The following is a 19190-nucleotide window of genomic DNA, read 5'->3' on the forward strand; positions in this document are numbered from 1 at the left end:
GACCGGCACCCTGGTGCAGACCGTCGGCAACCCCGGCAGCGGCGGCACCGACAGCGGCAACGACTTCACCAACTTCCTCGACTTCTCGATCAGTGGCACCAAGTACGAGGACCTGACCGGCGACGGCACGAGCGCCGACGACACCGCCTGGTCGCATGATCCGGTGACCATCTTCATCGACGACGACAACAGCGGCGATCTCAGCGCCGGCGACCGCTCGACGACGACGGGGGCCGGCGGCGCCTGGTCGATCGGCGGACTGACGCTGGCCGATGTCGGCAAGAACATCTACGAGGTCGTGCCGGACGGCTCGCAGCAGACCGGGATCCTCGTGCAGACCGTCGACAATCCCGGCAGCGGTGGCACCGACACCGGCAACGACTTCACCAACTTCCTCGACTTCTCAGTCTCGGGCACCAAGTACGAGGACCTGACCGGAAACGGCAAGACGGCGGACGACACCGCCTGGTCGCACGATCCGGTGACCATCTTCATCGACGACGACAACAGCGGCGATCTCAGCGCCGGCGACCGCTCGACGACGACGGGGGCCGGCGGCGCCTGGTCGATCGGCGGACTGACGCTGGCCGATGTCGGCAAGAACATCTACGAGGTCGTGCCGGACGGCTCGCAGCAGACCGGGATCCTCGTGCAGACGGTCGACAATCCCGGCAGCGGTGGCACCGACACCGGCAACGACTTCACAAACTTCCTGCCGCCGGCCGGCCAGGGCCTGACGCCGGGCTTCTGGAAGAACCACCTCGATATCTTGACCCAGGAGCTAGGCGAGTTCCACTCGGGCTGGAACTCCAACACTTCCTTCGAGACCATCTTCGAGTTCCAGAACCTGTCGAAGATTCCAGGAACGCCCTCGATCGCGGATGCGTTGGGAGCCAAGGGCGGTGGGGTGAACCACCTCGAACGCTCCTCGGCGGCGGCGTATCTCTCCGCTGCCGTCACTGCCGTGCCCGACGGCCCCGGCGGTAAACCGGAACTCAATTTCAGTTTCTCCGCGGCGACCAGTTCGAACCCGGCCATCATCGCAATTCTCAATCAGATTGACACGAACGACGACCACACGCTGCAACCGGGCGAGGTGATCGCCGCGGTGCGGGACGTCCTTAACGACACCAACGCCCCGACCTCCAATTTCGGCCTGACCGGTCAACCGGGGATCAACGATATCGCCAACGCCTTCGATGCGATGAACAACCAGACGCATCCGGACGCCAGCGTCTTCCTCATCTGACGAGCTGGCGTAAATCTCGTCCGAACAGCAATCGGGGGCTCCTTGCCCCCGATCGTTCGATGACGGCAGCTTTCCTAAAGCAATAGACAGAGCGGAGCCTTCACGTCCGCGGCGCCGCGCTGCTTCCTGGCCCGGCGATGCCCAGCCTTTGGAGCAGGCTACTAACCCTTCGCGACCGGCGCATACTCCAGCGCCACCACGCCATTGCTGAACGGGACGGCCGAGATCAGCTCTAGCGCGAGCGGCTCCTCGGTCGGGAACAACGGCTTGCCCTGGCCGACGGCGCCCGGATAGACGAGCAGCCTCAGGCGATCGACGAGCCCGTGACTGAGCAACTGCCGGGCAATGCTCAAGCTGCCATGCACATAGATGTTGCCGCCGTTTGTCTGCTTCAGGCTGGCGACCGCTTCGGGCAGGTGGCCTGCGAGCAATTGCGCCGGTTGCCAGTCGAGCGCCTGCAGGCTGGTCGAGGCGACAAATTTCGGCAGCGCATTGAACCGATCGGCGAAGTCTCCGGTTTCGGAGGGCCATGAACCGGCAAAGATCTCGTAGGTCGTGCGGCCGAGAAGCATAGCGCCGCTGTCGGCGAGTTCGGCCTCCTTGAACGCGTTCATCTCGTCGTTCCAGGTGACGTTCGGCAGCTTCTCGACCTCGGCGATGCCGTCGACGCTGATGAACTCCGTGATGATGACCTTTCTCATGCGCGCTCTCCCGTCGGCAGTAGCCCCTCTAGCAGTCAAGATCGCGACGCCACGACTATTCGCCCCGCTCTTTTCCCTCTAGCTCGCCCCGGTTCCTCATCATAATCTCGCGCCCGCTTGAAACACCATGAGTCCGTATGAGCAAGCTTCTTTTCACCCGCGTTCCTTTCAACCCGTTCTCGCTTGGTCTGGTCTGCAACTTCATTGCGCACCATCCGCCCTTCGACGGCTACGAATTTGGCCAGATGGTGAAGTCGTTGCGCTATCAGATCGAGCAGCAATCGCATCTTATCGGTGCCATTGACGATGCGATCGTCGCCTACGTCGGCTGGGTCGTGACCAGCCGTGAGATCGCCGAAACATGGGTCGCGAACAATGGCCCGCTCAATCCCGATCCTGGTGGCAGCGCAATTGCCGCAACCGTTATGGCGACGCGCTCGTCCTCGCACATCCTGCCGCTGATCAAGGAGGCGAAACTGCTCAACCTCGACAAGTCGGTCTACTGGAAGCGCGACTTCATCGATGCCCGTGGCGCCATGAAGCGCGCCGTGCGCAAGCGGGATGCATGATGGACCAGGCCGCGCCAGGCGAGGGGCTCACCCAGGAGATTCTGATCCGCCTCGGCGACCGTTATGCGTCGATGCTCGTGCGCATTTGGCAGCCGGCCGGCCAGTCTCGTGGGACAGTCTATTGCCTCCACGGTTTTACCGGGAACGGCGCCGATTTCGATTATCTCGCGACCTTTCTTTGCCGCAACGGCTATCTGGTGATCTGCCCCGATCTGCTTGGGCGTGGGCGCAGCGCGTTTCTTGGTGCGGGTTACGACATCGATCTCTATTCCCGGTGCTTGCGCGCGCTCGGTCGGTTTGCCGGCAAGGAGAACCACTTCATCGGCACATCATGGGGCGGGCTGATCCTGGCACTGTTCCTCCATGCAAACCGCGGCCGTGTCGATCGGATAGTCCTCAATGATGTTCCCATGATCGGCGGCCCGAAGGTCGACGCCCTGAGAGACGCGGTCATCCGGGAAAGCACGCTGACCTTCGAGACGCGCGCCGTGGCGAGGGACTATCTGCGTGCCGCAAGCGCCGAGATGGGCACCGTCGAGGAAGTGGTTCTAAGCCGCTACATCGAGAACCGAATCGCCGGCGGCACCGACGGCGTTCGGCTGGCCTATGATCCGGCCGCGACCGAGAATTTCGCGACAATGACCGGACGTGCATACGATCTGTTTCCCATGGTGGCCAAGCTGGATGCGCGCATGTTGCTGATGTATGGGCGAAAGAGCGAATTCATCGACAGGAGCGCCTTGGAGCGGACGCGTCGCGTCCGGCCAGACATCTGTATCGTCGACAACATTGATGCGGGCAGCCCGCCCTCGCTGATGACGATTGATCAGGCTTTCTTGATCCTGGGTTTCCTGTCCGCCGTTTGAACTGGCGCTGCCTTTGGGGGATCGGCAATGCACTTCGAGGAAGCATACGGAAAGCTGCAATCGGCTGCTTTCGATCAGGCTGGGTCGGATGGCAAACCGATCAAGATCCTGATTTGCACGACGCCCCGAACTGCCGGCCATTCCTACTGTCGGGTGCTGAAGCATTTCGGGCTCGGTCTGCCCACCGAGTACTTCCAGTGGCAGTTTGCGCTGCCGCTCCTGCGCCGCTGGACCGGCCACGATGCCATCGACGTCCCGGCACTCGATCGCGCGGCAGCGTCATACGGACGGCAACTTCTGGCAAGACGCTCGGTCAATGGCGTGTTCGCGGCAAAGCTGTTCGCAGGCAATCTGAACTTCGCGCGCAACGCGATCGGCCAGGACGATACAAGGTCATTTTATGTGTTCCTGTCCCGACGCAACAAGGTTGACCAGACCGTCAGCCTGCTTGCGATGCTCTATACCGGGCAACCGTTCGATGGCGGGGATACGCTGCCGGGAATCCCGAAGTTGAAGACGATAAGCCAGAAGGCGGTCATCGATACGGTGCGCCATATCGCCGACTCTGAGGTCATGTGGCGGAACTACCTCTCGACCATTGATCCCATGAGGGTAGTCGATGTCGCCTATGAGGATTTTGTCGCCAGCCCGTACGAGAATGTGCGAGCGACGATGCGAAACTGGTTTCCGGCCCATGATCTGGACAAGGCCGCCATCGAGGCAAGCGCGCGCTATCAGCACGATGCGGATATGAAAACTATCATCGCAAGGCAATTCGGAAGCCTGATCCGGGACCTGTGGCGCGACATGCCTGGCGCAACGGACCGGCCATTGTCAGCGCCTTGACACCACGACCGCCATGCCTGTCGCCGGGCGCAATGCCAGCGCATAGTCGAAGCGGATAATGTCGTCGGTGCGGGCGAATGCGAACTGCCGCACCACCGCGCGAACCGCTTGCTCGACCTCGAGCCGGCCAAGGCGTGCGCCGCCGCACATGCGCGGCCCGGTCAGGAACGGGATGAAGGCGCGACGGTCGAAACTATTGTCGATGAATTCCTTGCGGCTGGCATCGAATGTCCGCGGATTCTCCCAGAACTCGGGATGCTGGTGCGCGCCAACGATGGAAAGCATGATGAGTTGCCCGGCCCTCAGCGCCACGCCGTCGATTACCGTGTCGGCGCTCACCTCGCGCGTCAGGAACGGAATGGGCGGAAAATACCGCATCGTCTCGTTGATGAAGCAGTCGGTGAACGGCGTGTCGGCCTTGGCGCCGGCGATCTCGTCATGGATACGCTCCTGTACTTTCTGGTTGGCGCCGAGCCTGTCGATCACCCACAGCACCGTCGTCACGGTGGTTTCGACGCCCGCGAAAAGGTTCATGACGAACTCTTCGATGGGCGAGAAGCTGTCGATTCCGCCTGATTTCTCGGAGAAGCGGCGCATTTGGGCGGCCGATCGTGGGTCCGCCATCAGCTGCGCTCCGAACTCGGCTATGACCGCGCGGGCGTCGCTGATGACGCTGGTGCGCTCAGCATCGGTCGGCGTGACCCAGGAGTAATATTGCAGGCGGCGCAGCACCTCGCGGGTCCGGTCAAGCAATGCCGCCGTCGACCGGGGCTCAGCCACAAGTCTGAACGCCTGATAGAAGATGGTCAGGGCGCCAGCGAACAGCGCCTCCTGGATGCCGGCCAGGGACGTTTCGCAGACGCTGAAGCACGAGGCGAAGATATCGGACACGCTTTGCACCTGGGCGGGCTTCGCTGCAGCGAGGTAACTGTCTTGCGTGATTGAGCGCCTTGTCGCCCACTCCTCGTCATTGGTGTTGAAGCGGCTGAAGCCGAGTGCGGAAATCAGCGAGAAGTTCTTGCGAAACAGGTTCGGGGCCTTGGCGATCCTGTCGACCGCGTCTGGGTGGTCGAAGACCGCGAGATTGCCGATTTCACGAGGCTCGGGGGTGATCTGGCCGCTCCGGGCAAAGAGCGCGTAGGCGAGATTGTTCAGAAAGCCTTCAATTTGCGCTGGATTGTCCACGAAGCCCCCGTTTGTCATCGTCTGGCGCTAACTATCTCTAGTCATTGTGTTTTTTATTGCTGTTGCAAAGATGTTACACTGACGCGGCAAAGTGTCGGGGCATCCTCTCGGCAATAGGCCGTTATCCGAGTCTCTGCAATATTGGCAGCCGCGAGAATCTGGGGTGGGGATAAGCATGCGGGCTCAAGTACAGGGCAAACTTTTAGCAACGGTGGCGGCATCGGCTGCCTCCGTGACAACCATCGGCGTGGCCACGGCTCATGCCGGAGAGGCGCAACCATCGGACCCGGCGGTCATCGATGCGCGCATCAAGATGTCGTTCGAAGGCGCCTATTTCTGGAACAATGTCCACAAGGACGACAAGCTCAGCAGCGACAAGCTGGGCAACAGCAACGGCGACATCTCCGGGTCAGTAGCGTTGACCAAGCAGATTTCCCCGGGGCTGGATTGGCGTCTTTCCGGCACCTTTCATGTCGGCAAGCACCGGTCGGTCCTTCTTGGCGAGGGGCCTGTCACCGATCCAGACGGTACCATTAGCGCTCGTTACGGCGACGGCTACGCCTTTCAGGCGTTCGATTTCGACGTCGGCAAGCACGTCAAGGCACAGCAGGCTGACATCCGCTTCTTTGGCGGCCTGCGGATCGCACATGCGGACGAAAAGGTGTTCGACTTCTCCGAGACGTTCACGCCTGACAATCCTGCCGACAAGGGCATTTCCGCCGACAAGGTTGGCTCGTCCGAATACTGGGGCATCGGTCCAAGGGTTGGTGCCGAGGCTTATTACCCGGTCGGCGAAAACTGGGGCCTGACGGGCGCCGTTTCGGGCTCCGTGATGTGGGGCCGCCGCACCAACCGTGTTGGTGGCAGTGTCACGCAAACAAACCCTGACATGCATGCTTCCGCAACTTTGTTCAGTGAGAGCTCGAGCGAAACGGTCTCTAACCTCGATGCGTCGGCCGGCTTGAGCTGGACGCCGATGCCGAACACGACCTTGACCGCAGGCTACAAGATCGAGGCATGGCACAACCTTCTTGTGAATGCCGACCACGAGAACCAGGTATTCCAGGGGCCGTTCCTGCGCCTCGAAGTCAAGATGTGATCGCAGCGGCCGGTCAGGGTGGCTTCGGTTACGACTTTCGAGTCCAGGTTCGCATCGAACGGGAACGTTAGGTTGCACTACATCGCGGCGGGCTCCGGCCCGCCGATCGTTTTTCTGCACGGGTTTCCCGACCATGGTCTTGGCTGGCGCCGTCAGATCGAATCTCTATGCGGCAACTACAGGGTCCTGGCGCCGGATCTGCGCGGATTCGGGCTAAGCGACAGGCCGAGGGGACATGCAAACTACGCGTTGCTGCCGAACCTCGTTCAAGACGTGCTGTCCATCCTCATGGCGGAACGACTCTCCCAGGCTTCAATCGTCGGCCACGACTGGGGAGGAACCATCGCCTGGTGGCTGGCCATGCGCGTGCCGTCGGCGGTACGCCACCTCATAACTCTCTCCAGTCCCCATCCGCGCAACTATCTTCGGGCCATAGCCGATCCAGCCAATTCCGGATATTTCGGTTACGTGCGCCGCTTCCAGGAAGCCGGTGTGGCAGCCCTGCCCACGCCGGACGAGCTTGCCAGCTGGGTTGCCGACGTGGACGATAGACAGGCGCTCGTGGCGTCGCTTCGGCAATCCGATCCGGAGGCGGTGCTGAACTACTACAGGGCCAATATTCCGCTGGGCAGGGTGCCCGACATCGGCCCGCTGCCGTTGATCAGGGCGCCGACCCTTGCCCTGTTCGGCACCGACGATCCCTATGTTCCGGCCAGCGCCTTCGACGGCACGTTCCGCGAGGTCGACAACGTCTCTTCCGTGCTGGCGCTGCCCGGTGCCGGCCACTTCATCCACCACCAGGCCGCCGCCTTCGTCACGCGCGAGATCGAGGCCTGGGTGGCGCAGCCGCCGTCGAACTTCCGCCACCTCGCCTGAAGCCCCTTCGCGGCCGGAGGTCGTCGACATATGCCGTTCGCTGGGCGATGATCGCGTCGGCCTGACGCTTCGCACTGGTCGCCGATTCGGCGTTTCGGCCTGTCCCATTGTCGCTCAGACCGGTCCACGGCTCTTTAGACCTCGGATAGGTTTTGCCGGTATCTATCGGAAAAAAGGAGCCGGAAAGTCATGACCGATATCTGGCGCTCACTCCTCGCCAATCTTGCCTTGGTCTCCATCCTGGTGGTCGCCTGGGATCTTGTGGCGGATTTTACCGGGCGTCTCTCGCAGCGCAGGCAGTCGCTGGTTCTCGGCGTGGTGATGTGCACGGGCGCGGTCATTTCCATGGCGACGGCGCTCTCCGTCTCCGGCTTCATCGTCGATCTGCGCGCCGCCTTCATCGCCGCCGCCGCCTTCTTCGGCGGATGGCCGGCCATGGTCATCGCCACGGCCGGCTCCATTGCCTATCGCATCCATCTCGGCGGCCAGGGCGCGAGCATCGGGATCGTGGGCATCCTCATCACGGCTGTCGTCGGCATTGCCTGGCATCACATCGTCGCGGCCCGGTCGCGCACCATCTTCGACATATTCGGCCTCGGCGTGTCGGTCGCTCTCGCCGGACTGATCACGCTCCTGGTCATTCCCCCGCAAGTCGTCGCCGGCATGGTGCAGCAGAGCACGTTCCCGTCGCTTGTGTTTCGCTTCCTCAGCACCATCATCGTCAGCGTGCTGCTCGACCGCCAGCAGCGGCGGCGCGATCTTGTCATGTCCAACATGATCTACCGGGCCATGGTTCGCGAGCTGCCGGATTGCCTGAACATAAAGGACGTCGACGGCCGCTTCATCGCCGCCAATCCGGCGACCGCCGAAATGGTGAACGCCACCTCGGTCGAGAACCTGATCGGCAAGACGGATTTCGATTTCTACCCGAAGGATGTGGCGGAGCGCTTCCGGCAGGACGAGATGGGCGCGCTGGAGGCCGGCCAGACGCTGCGCATCGACCAGCCGGCGATTTTCCCGGACGGCAAGCAGGGCTGGCTCTACACGCTGAAGGCGCCGTTCCGCGACGAGGCCGGCAAGATCACCGGCGTCATCACCTACAATCGCGACATCACCGAGCAGAAACGCAATACCCAGCTCAAGAACGATTTCATCTCGACGGTCAGCCACGAATTGCGCACCCCGCTGACGTCGATCCGCGGTTCGCTCGGCCTGATCGCGGCCGGCGTGGCGGGCGAGCTGCCGCCAAAGGTCGCCAACCTCATCAACATCGCCCACAACAACAGCGAGCGGCTGGTTCTTCTCATCAACGACATCCTCGACATGGAGAAGATCGAATCGGGCGTGATCGCCTTCAAGATCAAGCAGATGCCCGTCCGCCCCCTGCTGGAGCAGGCCATTGCCGCCAGCTCCAACTACCGGGCCGACGGCGGGATCCGCATCGTCCTGGTCGACGATGCCCCGCGCGCCGAGGCCAACATCGACGAGGATCGCCTGCATCAGGTGATGGCCAATCTGCTGTCGAATGCGATCAAGTTCTCCAACGCCGACGGCACCGTGACGGTGAAACTCGAGCGCCGCGATCGCGACATGCTGCGCATCTCGGTGATCGATCAGGGCGCCGGCATTCCCGAGGCATTCCGCAGCCGCATCTTCGGCAAGTTCGAGCAGGCGGATGCCTCCAGCACCCGCAAGCAGGGCGGCACCGGCCTCGGCCTGAGCATCGTCAAGACCATCGTCGAAAAGCTCGGCGGCGCCGTTTCCTTCGAGACCGAGGAAGGCAAGGGAACCTCGTTCCATGTCGACCTCGCCGAGGCGCAGAGGCAGCCTGACAAGCCGGTTTCGACGGAGCGCCGGTCGCGGCCGCGCGATGGCCGCCTGCGTGTCCTCATCTGCGAGGACGAGACCGATGTCGCGGCGGTGATCGCAGCACTGCTCGATGCGGAGGGCTTTTCCAGCGACGTCGCCCCCGACATCGACACCGCCATGGCGCTGCTGCGCTCCCGTGATTATGTGGCGCTGACGCTCGACATCAGGCTGGCGGGTGAATCCGGCATCAAGCTCTTCCACGACATCAGGGCGTCACCGGTGAATTCCGACATCTCGGTCATCGTCATCTCCGCCGTCGCCGATGAGGCCAAGCGCTCACTCAACGGCACCGCCGTCGGCATCGTCGACTGGCTGGAGAAGCCGGTGGACTCGAAGCGGCTTCACGCCGCTCTCTCCAAGATCGTCGCCGGCAAGGTCGAGCGCAGGCCGAGGATCCTCCACGTCGAGGACGACGAGGGCGTGCTTGCCGTGATGTCGGCGGGGCTGGGTCCGGACGTCTTGATCGCCTCGGCGAAAACGCTGCAGGAGGCGCGGCGGGCGGTCGCCAAGCATCGCTTCGACCTGGTCATCCTGGACATCGCGCTTCCCGACGGGTCGGGGCTGGACCTGCTCATCGATCTGCCGCAGGAAACCCGAGTCATCGTGTTCTCGGCGGCGGAGATGGACGAGAAACTCGGCGACCGGGTGCAGGCGATGATGACCAAGACCAGGGCGTCGGAGATCGATGTCGCCAAGCTGGTCCGGCGCATGTTGGTTGCGTCTCGCAACGCGGCGAAATCCACCGCGCAAGCAGGGGAGTGACATTGATGTCGGCAAGGATCCTCTATGTGGACGACGAGGACGACATCCGCGAAATCGCGCAGATGTCGCTGGAGCTCGAGCCTCGGTTCGAGGTGCGGTCCTGCTCTTCGGGCGCCCAAGCGCTGGCGGTCGCCGCCGACTGGCAGCCCAACCTCATCCTGCTCGACGTGATGATGCCGGACATGGATGGGCCGGAGACGCTGAAGCGGCTGGCCGCCTCGCCGCTTACGGCATCGATTCCCGTGGCGTTCATCACGGCGCGCACCCAGACGCATCAGGTTGAACATTATCTGGCCATGGGGGCGGTCGGGGTCATCGCCAAACCCTTCGACCCGCTGGCGCTCGCCGCTGAGGTCGGGAAGCTGCTGGCGCTGCGCGCGCGCTGACGGGCTGTTCGGGCTTCCCGGCGGCCGCATCGGCGGGAAGCTGTGCGGCGCCGTTTACGGCTCATATACCATGCCGACTTATTCATCTACTGATTGTAGCGAAATGCGGCCGTCGCGAATCGGCTATAACTATGATCGCACGGGTGTTGCGGGCCTGCGGCCCGCGCGGAACTATGGGCGTGGACCACATTGGCGGATGGCGGTTCGTTGATTGATCACTCCGGGGGGCGATGGAACCGGAGCAGCACAGGTGGATGGAGCGAAGGCAAGAGTTCTGATCTGCGATGACGATCCCTTGTTGCTCGAGCTGATGGAATTCAGGCTGCGGGCGAAGGGATACGAGGTCATCAAGGCGGTGGACGGGGCCGAAGCGCTTTCGAAGGCGGAGCGCGACGGGCCCGACATCATCGTGCTCGACGCCATGATGCCCAAGGCGGACGGCATCGAGGTGCTTGCGCGCATCAAGGGCGACCCCAACCTGTCCGAAACCCCCGTCGTCATGCTGACCGCCCGCAAGGCCGAAAAGGACATCGTCTCGGCGCTCGAAAAGGGCGCCGACGACTATCTTGTGAAGCCGTTCATCCCCGAGGAGCTGCTGGCCCGGCTGGCGCGCCTGATCGCGCGGAAGAAACGCTGATGCGGCAAAGCCGGCGCGCAGCCCTTGCCGCATGCATGTTCCTGGCAATGGCCGCGCCTCCCGGTGTTTCATGGGCCCAGACGGTCGACGAGCTTTACGCGTCCGGCGTCAAGGCGAGGCAGGCCCAGCATTTCGACGAGGCGGCGGATCTGCTCAAGCGCGCGTTGGCGCTGAAGCCCGACAATGCCGATGCCCTGGTGCAGCTCGGCTTTGTCGAGCTCGGCCGCAACGATCTGCCGGCCGCGCGCGACGCCTTCTCCAGGGCGCTGTCGCTCGCCCCGACCTATATGGATGCCAGCTTCGGCCTGGCCGAGGTCGAGTTCCGCTCCGGCAATCTGGATGCCGCGCTGCCGCTGGCCGAGAAGGCGGCGGGCGCCGAGCCCGGCAATGCCGATGCCGCCACGCTGGTCGAGACCATCCGCAAGGCAAAGCAGGCGGCCGGCGGCAAGCCCAAGCCGGCTCCGGCGACGGCAGCGTCCGCGAAGACGGCGCCGCTGTGGCGGCCCGATCCCGTCGCCGGGCTGATGGAGCAGGGCAGGCGGCTCAAGGCCGCGGGCAAGCTGGCCGAGGCCGAGCGGGCCTATCGCCGGGCGCTAAAGCTGGCGCCGAGGAACACCGACGTCCTGGTCGCCCTTGGCCTGGTCGCTGGCGCCGGCCAGCGCTTCGACGAGGCCGGGCAGTTCTTCGACCGGGCCCTGGCGATCAAGCCCGGCTTGCTCGACGCCCGACTCGGCAAGGTCCGCCTGGCGATCTGGCAAGGCGACGTGCCGCGCGCCCGCGCGATAGTCGATGACGTGCTGGCCTCAGCGCCGGACAATGTCGAGGCGCTGAACCTCGACGCCAGGATTTCTCTTCTCGAAGCGGACTACACGCGGGCCGGGCAATCATTCGATCGCGTGCTTGCGATCGATCCGCGCAATGCGGAGGCGCTGGTGGGGATCGGCGACGTCCGCCGCGCCGAGGGCGACGACGCGGCCGCGCGGGCAGCCTACAACCAGGCGCTCGCCATCGAGCCCGGCTCCGCCGAGATCGAGCAGCGGCTGGCGGTGCCGCCGCCGCGCAAATGGCGGCTCGACATCGGCACGGAGGTCAGCGACCTCACGGGCGGCCTCGGCGACTGGACCGACAGCGCGGCCGGCCTTGCCTATCGGCTGTCGCCGGCGACGACCCTTTCAGGCCGCACGCGGGTGGCGACCCGCTACGGACACACCGACGTCCAGGTCGAGGGCCGCATCGACCAGGCATTTTCGCCCGCCTTCTCCGCCTATGCGCTGGCAGCCGCAACGCCGGATGCCGATTTCCTGGCGCGCTATTCGATCGGCGCTGGCGCGTCCTGGCAGGTCGTGGCGCCGGCGAAAGCGTTCGGACCGGTCTCGCTCAACATCGACGCCCGCTACGACGATTTCGCCGATACCGGCGTCACCACCGTCTCGCCCTGGGTGCAGGGCTACATTTTCGACGGCCGGCTCGGGCTGTCCGCCCGCTGGGTGCATGCCGAGGACGATATCGGCACCCGCGCCGACGGCTATGTGCTGCGCGCCGACCTCGCGGTGACGCAGCGCTTCAACGTCTTCGGCGGCTACGCCGACGCGCCGGAAATCTCCGACGGCACGCTGGTGCCGACGCGCACCGTCTTTGGCGGCGTTTCCTTCGACGTCACCGATCCGCTGACGCTGCGCGCCAGCATCGCGCATGAGCAACGCCCGACATTCGACCGAACCATCGTCGGGCTCGGCCTGACCGCGCGGTTCTGACCATGTGGTACGTCTGGGACCTCTCCATCCTGCTTGGCGCGCTTTCCATCGCGATCATGCTGATCCTGATCCTGCGCCGGGTGCTGCAGGAGCGCCGCGGCACGGCCAACGCCGATCAGCGGCGCCAGCTTCTGACGGCGCTGATCGCCTTCACCGAAAACCGCGACCGCGAGGCCCTGAAGGCGGCCATCCTCGCGGTGCCGGCCGGGGTGGCGATCAATGCCGGCTTCGAATTCCTGTCGCTGCTGCGCGGCGCGGAGCACGACGACGTCCTTGCCGCCTTCAAGGAATGCGGCATGCCGGCCCGTGTCGGCAGGCAGCTTGAACGAGGCAACGTCGCCGAACGCATCCACGCCGCCGAGATGCTCGCGGCGCTGGATTCGGAGGATGCGTCGGCACGCCTGCTTTCGGCGCTGGCCGAGGACCGCTCGCGCGAAGTCAGGATCGCCGCGGCCATCGCGCTCAGCGATCTCGGCAGCCTGCCGCTGCTCGACTTCGTACTGGACAATATCGGCGTGGCGGGGCAGCGCTCGCGGCGCGTCATCGAGCTGTTCAGGCGCTTTCCGCGGACGCGCTTCAACGAGCTTGCGGTGCATGCATCGCGCGCGGACGGCGTGCCAGTCGTCAGGGCGGCCGCGATCGAAGCGCTGGCCCGCGCCGGCGGCTTCGGCTTCGCCGATTTCTTCGCCAGCCTCGCCGGCGATGCCTCACCCGAGGTCGCCGCCGCCGCGCTCCGCGCGCTCGGCCTGACCGGCCATGCCGACGCGCCGTCCATCCTGGCGAGCGCGATGGCGAGCGACGACCTCGACGTGCGCGCCGACGCCGCCGACGCCGCCGGCCGCCTCGGCCTCAGCGAACTCGCTGCGACGCTCGCCGGGCTGATGGACGACGAGGTGTGGACCGTGCGCTATGCCGCCGCCAACGCGCTGCGCTCCTTCGGCCAGCCCGGCGAAAAGATGCTGCGCGCGATGGCCGCCAGCGACGTCTCGCGCAGCCAGCGCACCGCCTCGCTCATCCTTGCCGAGGGCCCTGCCACATGATCGCCGACTGGAGCCACCAGATCGTTCTGACAGCCTCAATCCTGTCCTGGTTCATCATCGGGGCCGGGCTGGCGCAAACGGCGATCTACCTGTTGCAGCTCATCGTCGCCGCCTACGCGCTGTCCATGCGCCCGCCGGTGGCGCGCTCGGCGCTGCTCTGGCACCGCTACGGCGACGTCGCGCCGCCGATCGCGCTTTTGGTGCCCGCCTACAACGAGGCACTGAACGTGGTCGAGAGCGTCCATTCCATGCTGGCGCTCGAATATCCGAATTTCGAGGTGATCGTCATCAACGACGGCTCGAAGGACGACACGCTGCAGCGCCTGATCGACGCCTTCAGGCTGGTGAAGTTCCACCGGCCCTACGAGGAGGAACTGGCGCACCAGCCGATCCGCGGCCTCTATTCCTCGCCGATGACCGAGCGGCTGTTCGTGGTCGACAAGGAGAATGGCGGCAAGGCCGACGCCCAGAACGCTGGCATCAATGTCTGCCGCGCGCCGGTCTTCTGCGTCATCGACGGCGATTCCATCCTCGAGCCCGACGCGCTGATGCGCGCCGCGCAGCCCTTCATCGACGACCCCGAGCGCACCATCGCGGTCGGTGGCACCATTCGCATCGCCAATGGCTCGACGATCGAGGCGGGCAGGGTGCGCGAGGTGCACCTGCCGTGGCGCCTGCTGCCGCTGTTGCAGGTGGTCGAATATCTGCGCGCCTTCCTGATGGCCAGGCTGGCCTGGAGCCGCATCAACACGCTGATGCTGGTCTCCGGCGCCTTCGGCATGTTCCGCCGCGCCGAAGTGGTGGCGGTCGGCGGCTTCACCAAGGGCTCGATGGGCGAGGACCTCGACCTCGTCATCAAGCTGCACCGCCACATGCGCGATACCAAGCGCAAATACCGCATCCAGTTCGTCCCCGAGCCGGTGTGCTGGACCGAGGCGCCGGAGACGCTGAGCGTGCTGGCCAGGCAGCGCACGCGCTGGCAGCGCGGCGCGCTCGAATGCTTCTTCCGCTACCGTTCGATGCTGTTCAACCCGCGCTATGGCCGCGTCGGCTTCCTCGGCTTCGGCCACATACTGATCGTCGACGTGCTAGGCCCGGTGGCCGAGGTGCTGGGCTATGTCCTGATCCCGGCCTTCTGGCTGCTCGGCATCCTGTCGGGCGAATATCTGCTCGCCTTCACCTCGCTGGTCTTCACCTACGGCGTCTGCGTCAGCGTCTGCTCGCTGGTGCTGGAAGAGGCCGAACTGCAGCGCTTTCCCCGCGCCAGGGATTTGGCGGTGCTGACGGCGGTCGCCGTGATCGAGAATTTCGGCTACCGCCAGCTCAACAATTTCTGGCGCGTCAAAGGCTGGTGGCAGTTCCTGCGCGGCAACCAGGGCTGGGGCGAGATGACCCGGACCGGCCTCGGCGGCGCCAAGAAATAGGCGCGGCTGGGCGGCGCACAACCGGCCGCGTCATTGCAATGTGCGCTCGACCTCCGCGATCAGCGCATCGAGCGCCGCGCCAACCGCCCCGCCATCCGCCTGCTCGGTGAGCAGCGTCTCCAGCGCCGATGCCTTGGCGCTGATCTCCGGAAAGCCGAACGTGCCGGCCGCGCCCGCCAGCGAGTGCGCGAGCCGGATCAGCGGATCGTTGCCGGGCAGGGGAGTCTCACGTGCGACCTTCAGCTCGGTGAGCTGATCGGCACAGCGGGCGAGGAAGCGCTGGCGGAGGGGAGCGAAGGGATCGGTGGAAATGGGGGTACTCCGCGGCTGGGTGAGGGGTATTCAAGCAGAAAGCGGGGTGGGTTGGAATGGCGGGCTGGGGCTGCTCATCGCTGTGGCCTGGCTCAGGCGGCATGATGCCCGGATTTGAGCCAACCGGTCGTTCAAAACCTGCTCCTAGACAGGCTGTCTCCCCTGGTGGATCATGCGGTGGGTGGGCAAGTTAGGGGCGCCGCCATGGACGTCGGAGGTTGGCTGCGGAGGCTTGACCTCGAACAGTATGAGGACGCCTTCCGCGAGAATAAGATCGACGAGACGATCCTGCCGATATTGACGGCCGAGGATTTGAAGGATCTTGGCGTCGGATTTGTCGGACACCGTCGTAAGCTGCTCGATGCCATCGCAGCCTTGCGCGCTCAAGCAGGCGCACCGCCGCCGCTTTTGTCCGATGCGCCTCTGGCAATCGATAAAGCCGCGAAGGACACCGCCGAGCGCCGCCAGGTCACCGTGATGTTCTCGGACCTTGTCGGCTCGACGGCACTCTCCGCGCAAATGGACCCTGAGGATTTGCGGGAGGTGATTGCGGCCTATCAGAAGTGCGTTGCGGAGGCCGTGCGTCGCTTTGGCGGGTTTGTGGCCAAATACATGGGCGACGGCGTGCTGGTGTATTTTGGCTATCCAAAGGCGCATGAGGACGACGCAGAGCGAGCCGTGCGGGCCGGGCTGGCGGTCGTTGATTCGATCGCAAGGCTCGCGACCCCGGCACAAGGAGCGCTTGCGGTACGCGTCGGCATCGCTACGGGGCTGGTGGTGGTGGGCGATCTCATCGGCGAAGGAGCGGCGCAGGAGGAAGCGGTGGTCGGCGAGTCGCCGAACCTCGCGGCGCGGCTGCAGGCCTTGGCGGCGCCCGGCGAGATCGTGATCCCGCTCGCGACGCGCCGACTGCTCGGCGGGCTGTTCGAGTTCGCCGACCTGGGCTTCCACGAGCTGAAGGGGTTCGACGCTCCGATCCGCGCGTGGCGAGTGCTTCGCGAGAGTGCCGCCGAGACCCGGTTCGAAGCACGCGCGACGAGCGGTCTCGCCCCCACGGTCGGGCGCGAGCACGAGCTTGCTCTGCTCGCGGAGCTCTGGAGCAAGGCCGCGTCCGGCGAGGGGCAGGTGGTCCTGCTCTCCGGTGAGCCCGGCATCGGCAAGTCGCACCTGATTCAGGCGCTCCGCGAGCGTCTGCGCGACCGGCCGCACATCCGCATCCGCTGCCAGTGCTCGCCGTTCCACGCAAACAGCGCCCTTCGCCCGTCGATCGTCCAGCTCACCCGCGCGGCTGGCTTCCACCCAGACGATCCGCCGAGCGTGAAACTCGACAAGCTGGAGCGCCTCCTGGCGCGGTCTACAGACAAGGTCCGGGACGACGCCCCTTTGTTGTCGGCGTTTCTTTCGCTCCCGGTGGGCAGCCGCTACGCACCCCTCAACCTCAGCCCTCAGCGCCAGAAGGAGCTCACCCTCAAGGCGCTGATCCGGCAGCTTGTTGGCCTGGCGGCCCGCCAGCCCGTGCTGTTGGTTTTCGAGGATATCCACTGGATTGATCCAACGTCGCTGGAGCTTCTCGACCGATTGGTCCCGCAGATCCCCCGCCTTGCAGTCTTGGCGATCTTCAGTTTCCGCCCTGAGTTCGAGCCGCGGTGGATCGGCCACCCGCGGGTCACCTCGCTCGCGCTGAACCGCCTAAGCCACCGGCAGGGTGCCGCGCTGGTGGAGCGGTTGACCGGTGGCAAGGCGCTGCCGGGCGGGCTGCTCGAGCAGATGGTGGCCAAGACAGACGGCGTGCCCTTGTTCCTCGAGGAGGTGACCAAGGCGGTCATCGAGTCTGACGTGTTGACCGATGAAGGCGACCGCTACGCGCTCTCGGGTCCGCTGCCACCGTTGGCGATCCCTGCAACCCTGCAGGATTCTCTGGTGGCGCGGCTCGATCGGCTGGTGACGCCGGCGCGGGAGGTCGCGCAGATTGGCGCCGCCATCGGCCGCGAATTCTCTTATGAGCTGCTGGCGGCCGTCGCGCAGCGCGAGGAACGGGAACTGCAGGGCGCCCTCGACCAGCTCATAAGCGCCGAGCTCGTGATCGCGCGCGGCCGGCCGCCGCACGCGACGTGCATCTTCAAGCACGCATTGGTGGGAGATGCCGCCTATGCCACCTTGCTGCGCAGTCGCCGCCAGCAACTGCACACCCGGATCGCCCACGCGCTCGAGCAGCACTTCGGCGAGGTCGTCGAACACGAGCCGGAGATCGTGGCTCAGCACTATACGGCTGCAGGCCTCTCGCTTCAGGCCATCGGCTACTGGCAGCGCGCGGGAGAGAGCGCCAACCACCGTTCGGCTAACGATGAGGCCCAGAGCCATCTGCAGAAAGCGCTGAACCTGATCGAAACGCTCTCTGCGGGCCCGGAGCGCCAGCGGCGTGAGCTCGCAGCGCTAACGGTGCTGGGCCGCGTGCTCGCCGCCAAGAGTGGCTACGCAAATCCCGAGGTCGAGCAGGTATATTCTCGCGCGCGTCGCCTTTGCGAGCTGATGCCGGAAGATGCGGATCTCTTCCCGGTTCTGCTCGGCCTGGCCATCTACTCGGCCACGCGCGCCGAACTGACGTCGGCGCACGAGCTGAGCGGACGGCTGCTCGACCTTGCCCGGCAGAGTAACGATCCCGTGTGGGTGGTCGAAGCCCATTATGCCCGGGGGGTCGGCTTTTCCTGGCGCGGCGCCTTCAGGGAGGCACGCAAACATCTGGAGCTGGCGTCCGAATCGTATCGCCCACAGCGACATCGAGCCCATCTCGCCCTCTACGGCCAGGATCCCGGACCGATTTGCCTGTGTCGTGGGTCGGCGGTGCTTTGGCAACTCGGCTACCCCGACCAGGCGCTGGCCCGGATGGAAGACGCTCTTGCCTTGGCCGAGCGATTGGCGCACCCCTTCAGCCGCGCCTACGTGCTGACATGGGCAGCGTGGTTACGAATATTCCGGCGCGAGGTGGCCGAAGCCGAGGAGCAAAACGAGCGTGCGCTCACCTTCGCGACCGAGCAGGCGTATCCCTTTTGGACTGCCATGGCCGCCCAGCAGAAGGGATGGCTCTGGGCGAAGCAGGGCCATAGGGAGCGGGCGATCGCCCAGATCGAGGATAGCCTGGCCCGGATGCAGGCCGTCGGAACGCAGGTGACGCAGGCGTACACGATGGGACTGCTCGGCGAGGTGCTAGGCAGCGTCAATCGCGCGTCCGACGGCGTGCGCCTGATCGATCGGGCCCTCGACCAGGTGAACCGGACCCGCGAGCAGTGGTGCCATGCCGAATTGCTGCGGCTCCGGGGTGCCCTATGCGCTGCCGCGGAACCAGGCGATTGCCGCGAGGCCGAAATCTCGTTCCGCCAGGCCGTCGAACGGTCTCGCGAGCAAGGTGCCAAATCCTGGGAGCTCCGCGCCGCCACATCGCTTGCGCGCCTTTTGGCCGAACAGGGCAAGCGCGCCGAGGCGCACGACCTGCTCGCGCCGACCTACGGCTGGTTCACCGAGGGCTTCGACACGCTCGATCTGAAAGAGGCCAAGACCTTGCTCGACAAGCTGGGGGCATGATCACATGCCAGCCATGCATTCTCCGGTGCTGGCGCA

At 65.1% G+C, this 19190-nt stretch carries 16 protein-coding genes; 13 read left to right on the forward strand and 3 right to left on the reverse strand.

What is annotated here, in order from left to right; genetic code table 11:
- The coding region (locus tag EN786_RS22425; protein ID WP_210238903.1) for a hypothetical protein at nucleotides 1-1249 on the forward strand (1249 nt) is incomplete at its 5' end.
- A gap of 161 nt (nucleotides 1250-1410) precedes the next feature.
- Here EN786_RS22425 and EN786_RS22430 read toward each other — a convergent pair.
- Nucleotides 1411-1950, reverse strand: coding sequence for a dihydrofolate reductase family protein (locus tag EN786_RS22430; protein ID WP_127285152.1), 540 nt, complete (start codon nucleotides 1948-1950; stop codon nucleotides 1411-1413).
- Between the two features lie 137 nt (nucleotides 1951-2087).
- Here EN786_RS22430 and EN786_RS37780 point away from each other — a divergent pair, with 137 nt between their 5' ends.
- The 3 genes from EN786_RS37780 to EN786_RS22440 are packed head-to-tail and all read left to right on the forward strand — an operon-like array spanning nucleotide 2088 to nucleotide 4231.
- Entirely contained in the window at nucleotides 2088-2519 is a 432-nt protein-coding gene (locus tag EN786_RS37780; RefSeq protein ID WP_128274106.1) for a hypothetical protein, read from the forward strand.
- Nucleotides 2519-3385, forward strand: coding sequence for an alpha/beta hydrolase (locus EN786_RS22435; protein WP_189524297.1), 867 nt, complete (start codon nucleotides 2519-2521; stop codon nucleotides 3383-3385). Before EN786_RS37780 ends, EN786_RS22435 begins: the two co-directional genes overlap by 1 nt.
- 27 nt (nucleotides 3386-3412) lie before the next feature.
- The gene (locus tag EN786_RS22440) at nucleotides 3413-4231 is read left to right on the forward strand and encodes a Stf0 family sulfotransferase (RefSeq protein WP_127285150.1); all 819 of its coding nucleotides are present in this window, start codon (nucleotides 3413-3415) and stop codon (nucleotides 4229-4231) included.
- On the opposite strand, the gene EN786_RS22445 is transcribed toward EN786_RS22440, so the two are convergent.
- Nucleotides 4220-5416: a cytochrome P450 gene (locus tag EN786_RS22445; protein WP_189340662.1), complete on the reverse strand. Its 1197-nt coding sequence runs from the start codon at nucleotides 5414-5416 to the stop codon at nucleotides 4220-4222. The genes EN786_RS22440 and EN786_RS22445 overlap by 12 nt on opposite strands.
- Nucleotides 5417-5591: 175 nt before the next feature.
- Here EN786_RS22445 and EN786_RS22450 point away from each other — a divergent pair, with 175 nt between their 5' ends.
- The 8 genes from EN786_RS22450 to EN786_RS22485 all read left to right on the forward strand — a co-directional run bounded on the left by EN786_RS22450 (nucleotide 5592) and on the right by EN786_RS22485 (nucleotide 15263).
- Entirely contained in the window at nucleotides 5592-6515 is a 924-nt protein-coding gene (locus EN786_RS22450) for an Lpg1974 family pore-forming outer membrane protein (RefSeq protein WP_127285148.1), read from the forward strand.
- 72 nt (nucleotides 6516-6587) lie between these two features.
- A complete protein-coding gene (locus EN786_RS22455) occupies nucleotides 6588-7391 on the forward strand; it encodes an alpha/beta hydrolase (protein ID WP_189340597.1) in 804 nt (267 codons plus the stop codon).
- 189 nt (nucleotides 7392-7580) lie between these two features.
- Nucleotides 7581-10022 carry an ATP-binding protein gene (locus EN786_RS22460; protein ID WP_127285146.1) on the forward strand — a complete coding sequence of 814 codons (2442 nt, stop codon included), beginning with the start codon at nucleotides 7581-7583 and terminating at the stop codon, nucleotides 10020-10022.
- A 5-nt stretch (nucleotides 10023-10027) separates the two neighbouring features.
- Nucleotides 10028-10408 carry a response regulator gene (locus EN786_RS22465; protein ID WP_127285145.1) on the forward strand — a complete coding sequence of 127 codons (381 nt, stop codon included), beginning with the start codon at nucleotides 10028-10030 and terminating at the stop codon, nucleotides 10406-10408.
- A gap of 250 nt (nucleotides 10409-10658) precedes the next feature.
- Entirely contained in the window at nucleotides 10659-11045 is a 387-nt protein-coding gene (locus tag EN786_RS22470) for a response regulator (RefSeq protein ID WP_127285144.1), read from the forward strand.
- The gene (locus EN786_RS22475; protein ID WP_127311023.1) at nucleotides 11045-12799 is read left to right on the forward strand and encodes a YaiO family outer membrane beta-barrel protein; all 1755 of its coding nucleotides are present in this window, start codon (nucleotides 11045-11047) and stop codon (nucleotides 12797-12799) included. The genes EN786_RS22470 and EN786_RS22475 overlap by 1 nt, the downstream gene beginning before the upstream one ends.
- 2 nt (nucleotides 12800-12801) lie before the next feature.
- Nucleotides 12802-13839, forward strand: coding sequence for a HEAT repeat domain-containing protein (locus EN786_RS22480; RefSeq protein WP_127311022.1), 1038 nt, complete (start codon nucleotides 12802-12804; stop codon nucleotides 13837-13839).
- Entirely contained in the window at nucleotides 13836-15263 is a 1428-nt protein-coding gene (locus EN786_RS22485; protein WP_189524298.1) for a glycosyltransferase, read from the forward strand. Before EN786_RS22480 ends, EN786_RS22485 begins: the two co-directional genes overlap by 4 nt.
- 30 nt (nucleotides 15264-15293) lie before the next feature.
- Here EN786_RS22485 and EN786_RS22490 read toward each other — a convergent pair whose 3' ends face one another.
- Nucleotides 15294-15605 carry an Hpt domain-containing protein gene (locus EN786_RS22490; protein WP_127285825.1) on the reverse strand — a complete coding sequence of 104 codons (312 nt, stop codon included), beginning with the start codon at nucleotides 15603-15605 and terminating at the stop codon, nucleotides 15294-15296.
- A 174-nt stretch (nucleotides 15606-15779) separates the two neighbouring features.
- Between EN786_RS22490 and EN786_RS22495 the strand changes: the two genes are divergently transcribed.
- Nucleotides 15780-19154, forward strand: a complete 3375-nt coding sequence (locus tag EN786_RS22495; protein ID WP_127310643.1) for an AAA family ATPase — start codon at nucleotides 15780-15782, stop codon at nucleotides 19152-19154.
- Nucleotides 19155-19190: the final 36 nt, after the last annotated feature.

The sequence above is a fragment of the Mesorhizobium sp. M4B.F.Ca.ET.143.01.1.1 genome (assembly GCF_004792275.1).
Lineage (GTDB): Bacteria > Pseudomonadota > Alphaproteobacteria > Rhizobiales > Rhizobiaceae > Mesorhizobium > Mesorhizobium abyssinicae.

Coding starts and splice junctions, on each gene's coding strand:
- EN786_RS22430 (WP_127285152.1), bottom strand. CDS start 1,950: ATGAGAAAGGTCATCATCACGGAGTTCATCAGCGTCGACGGCATCGCC.
- EN786_RS37780 (WP_128274106.1), top strand. CDS start 2,088: ATGAGCAAGCTTCTTTTCACCCGCGTTCCTTTCAACCCGTTCTCGCTT.
- EN786_RS22435 (WP_189524297.1), top strand. CDS start 2,519: ATGGACCAGGCCGCGCCAGGCGAGGGGCTCACCCAGGAGATTCTGATC.
- EN786_RS22440 (WP_127285150.1), top strand. CDS start 3,413: ATGCACTTCGAGGAAGCATACGGAAAGCTGCAATCGGCTGCTTTCGAT.
- EN786_RS22450 (WP_127285148.1), top strand. CDS start 5,592: ATGCGGGCTCAAGTACAGGGCAAACTTTTAGCAACGGTGGCGGCATCG.
- EN786_RS22460 (WP_127285146.1), top strand. CDS start 7,581: ATGACCGATATCTGGCGCTCACTCCTCGCCAATCTTGCCTTGGTCTCC.
- EN786_RS22465 (WP_127285145.1), top strand. CDS start 10,028: ATGTCGGCAAGGATCCTCTATGTGGACGACGAGGACGACATCCGCGAA.
- EN786_RS22475 (WP_127311023.1), top strand. CDS start 11,045: ATGCGGCAAAGCCGGCGCGCAGCCCTTGCCGCATGCATGTTCCTGGCA.
- EN786_RS22480 (WP_127311022.1), top strand. CDS start 12,802: ATGTGGTACGTCTGGGACCTCTCCATCCTGCTTGGCGCGCTTTCCATC.
- EN786_RS22485 (WP_189524298.1), top strand. CDS start 13,836: ATGATCGCCGACTGGAGCCACCAGATCGTTCTGACAGCCTCAATCCTG.
- EN786_RS22495 (WP_127310643.1), top strand. CDS start 15,780: ATGGACGTCGGAGGTTGGCTGCGGAGGCTTGACCTCGAACAGTATGAG.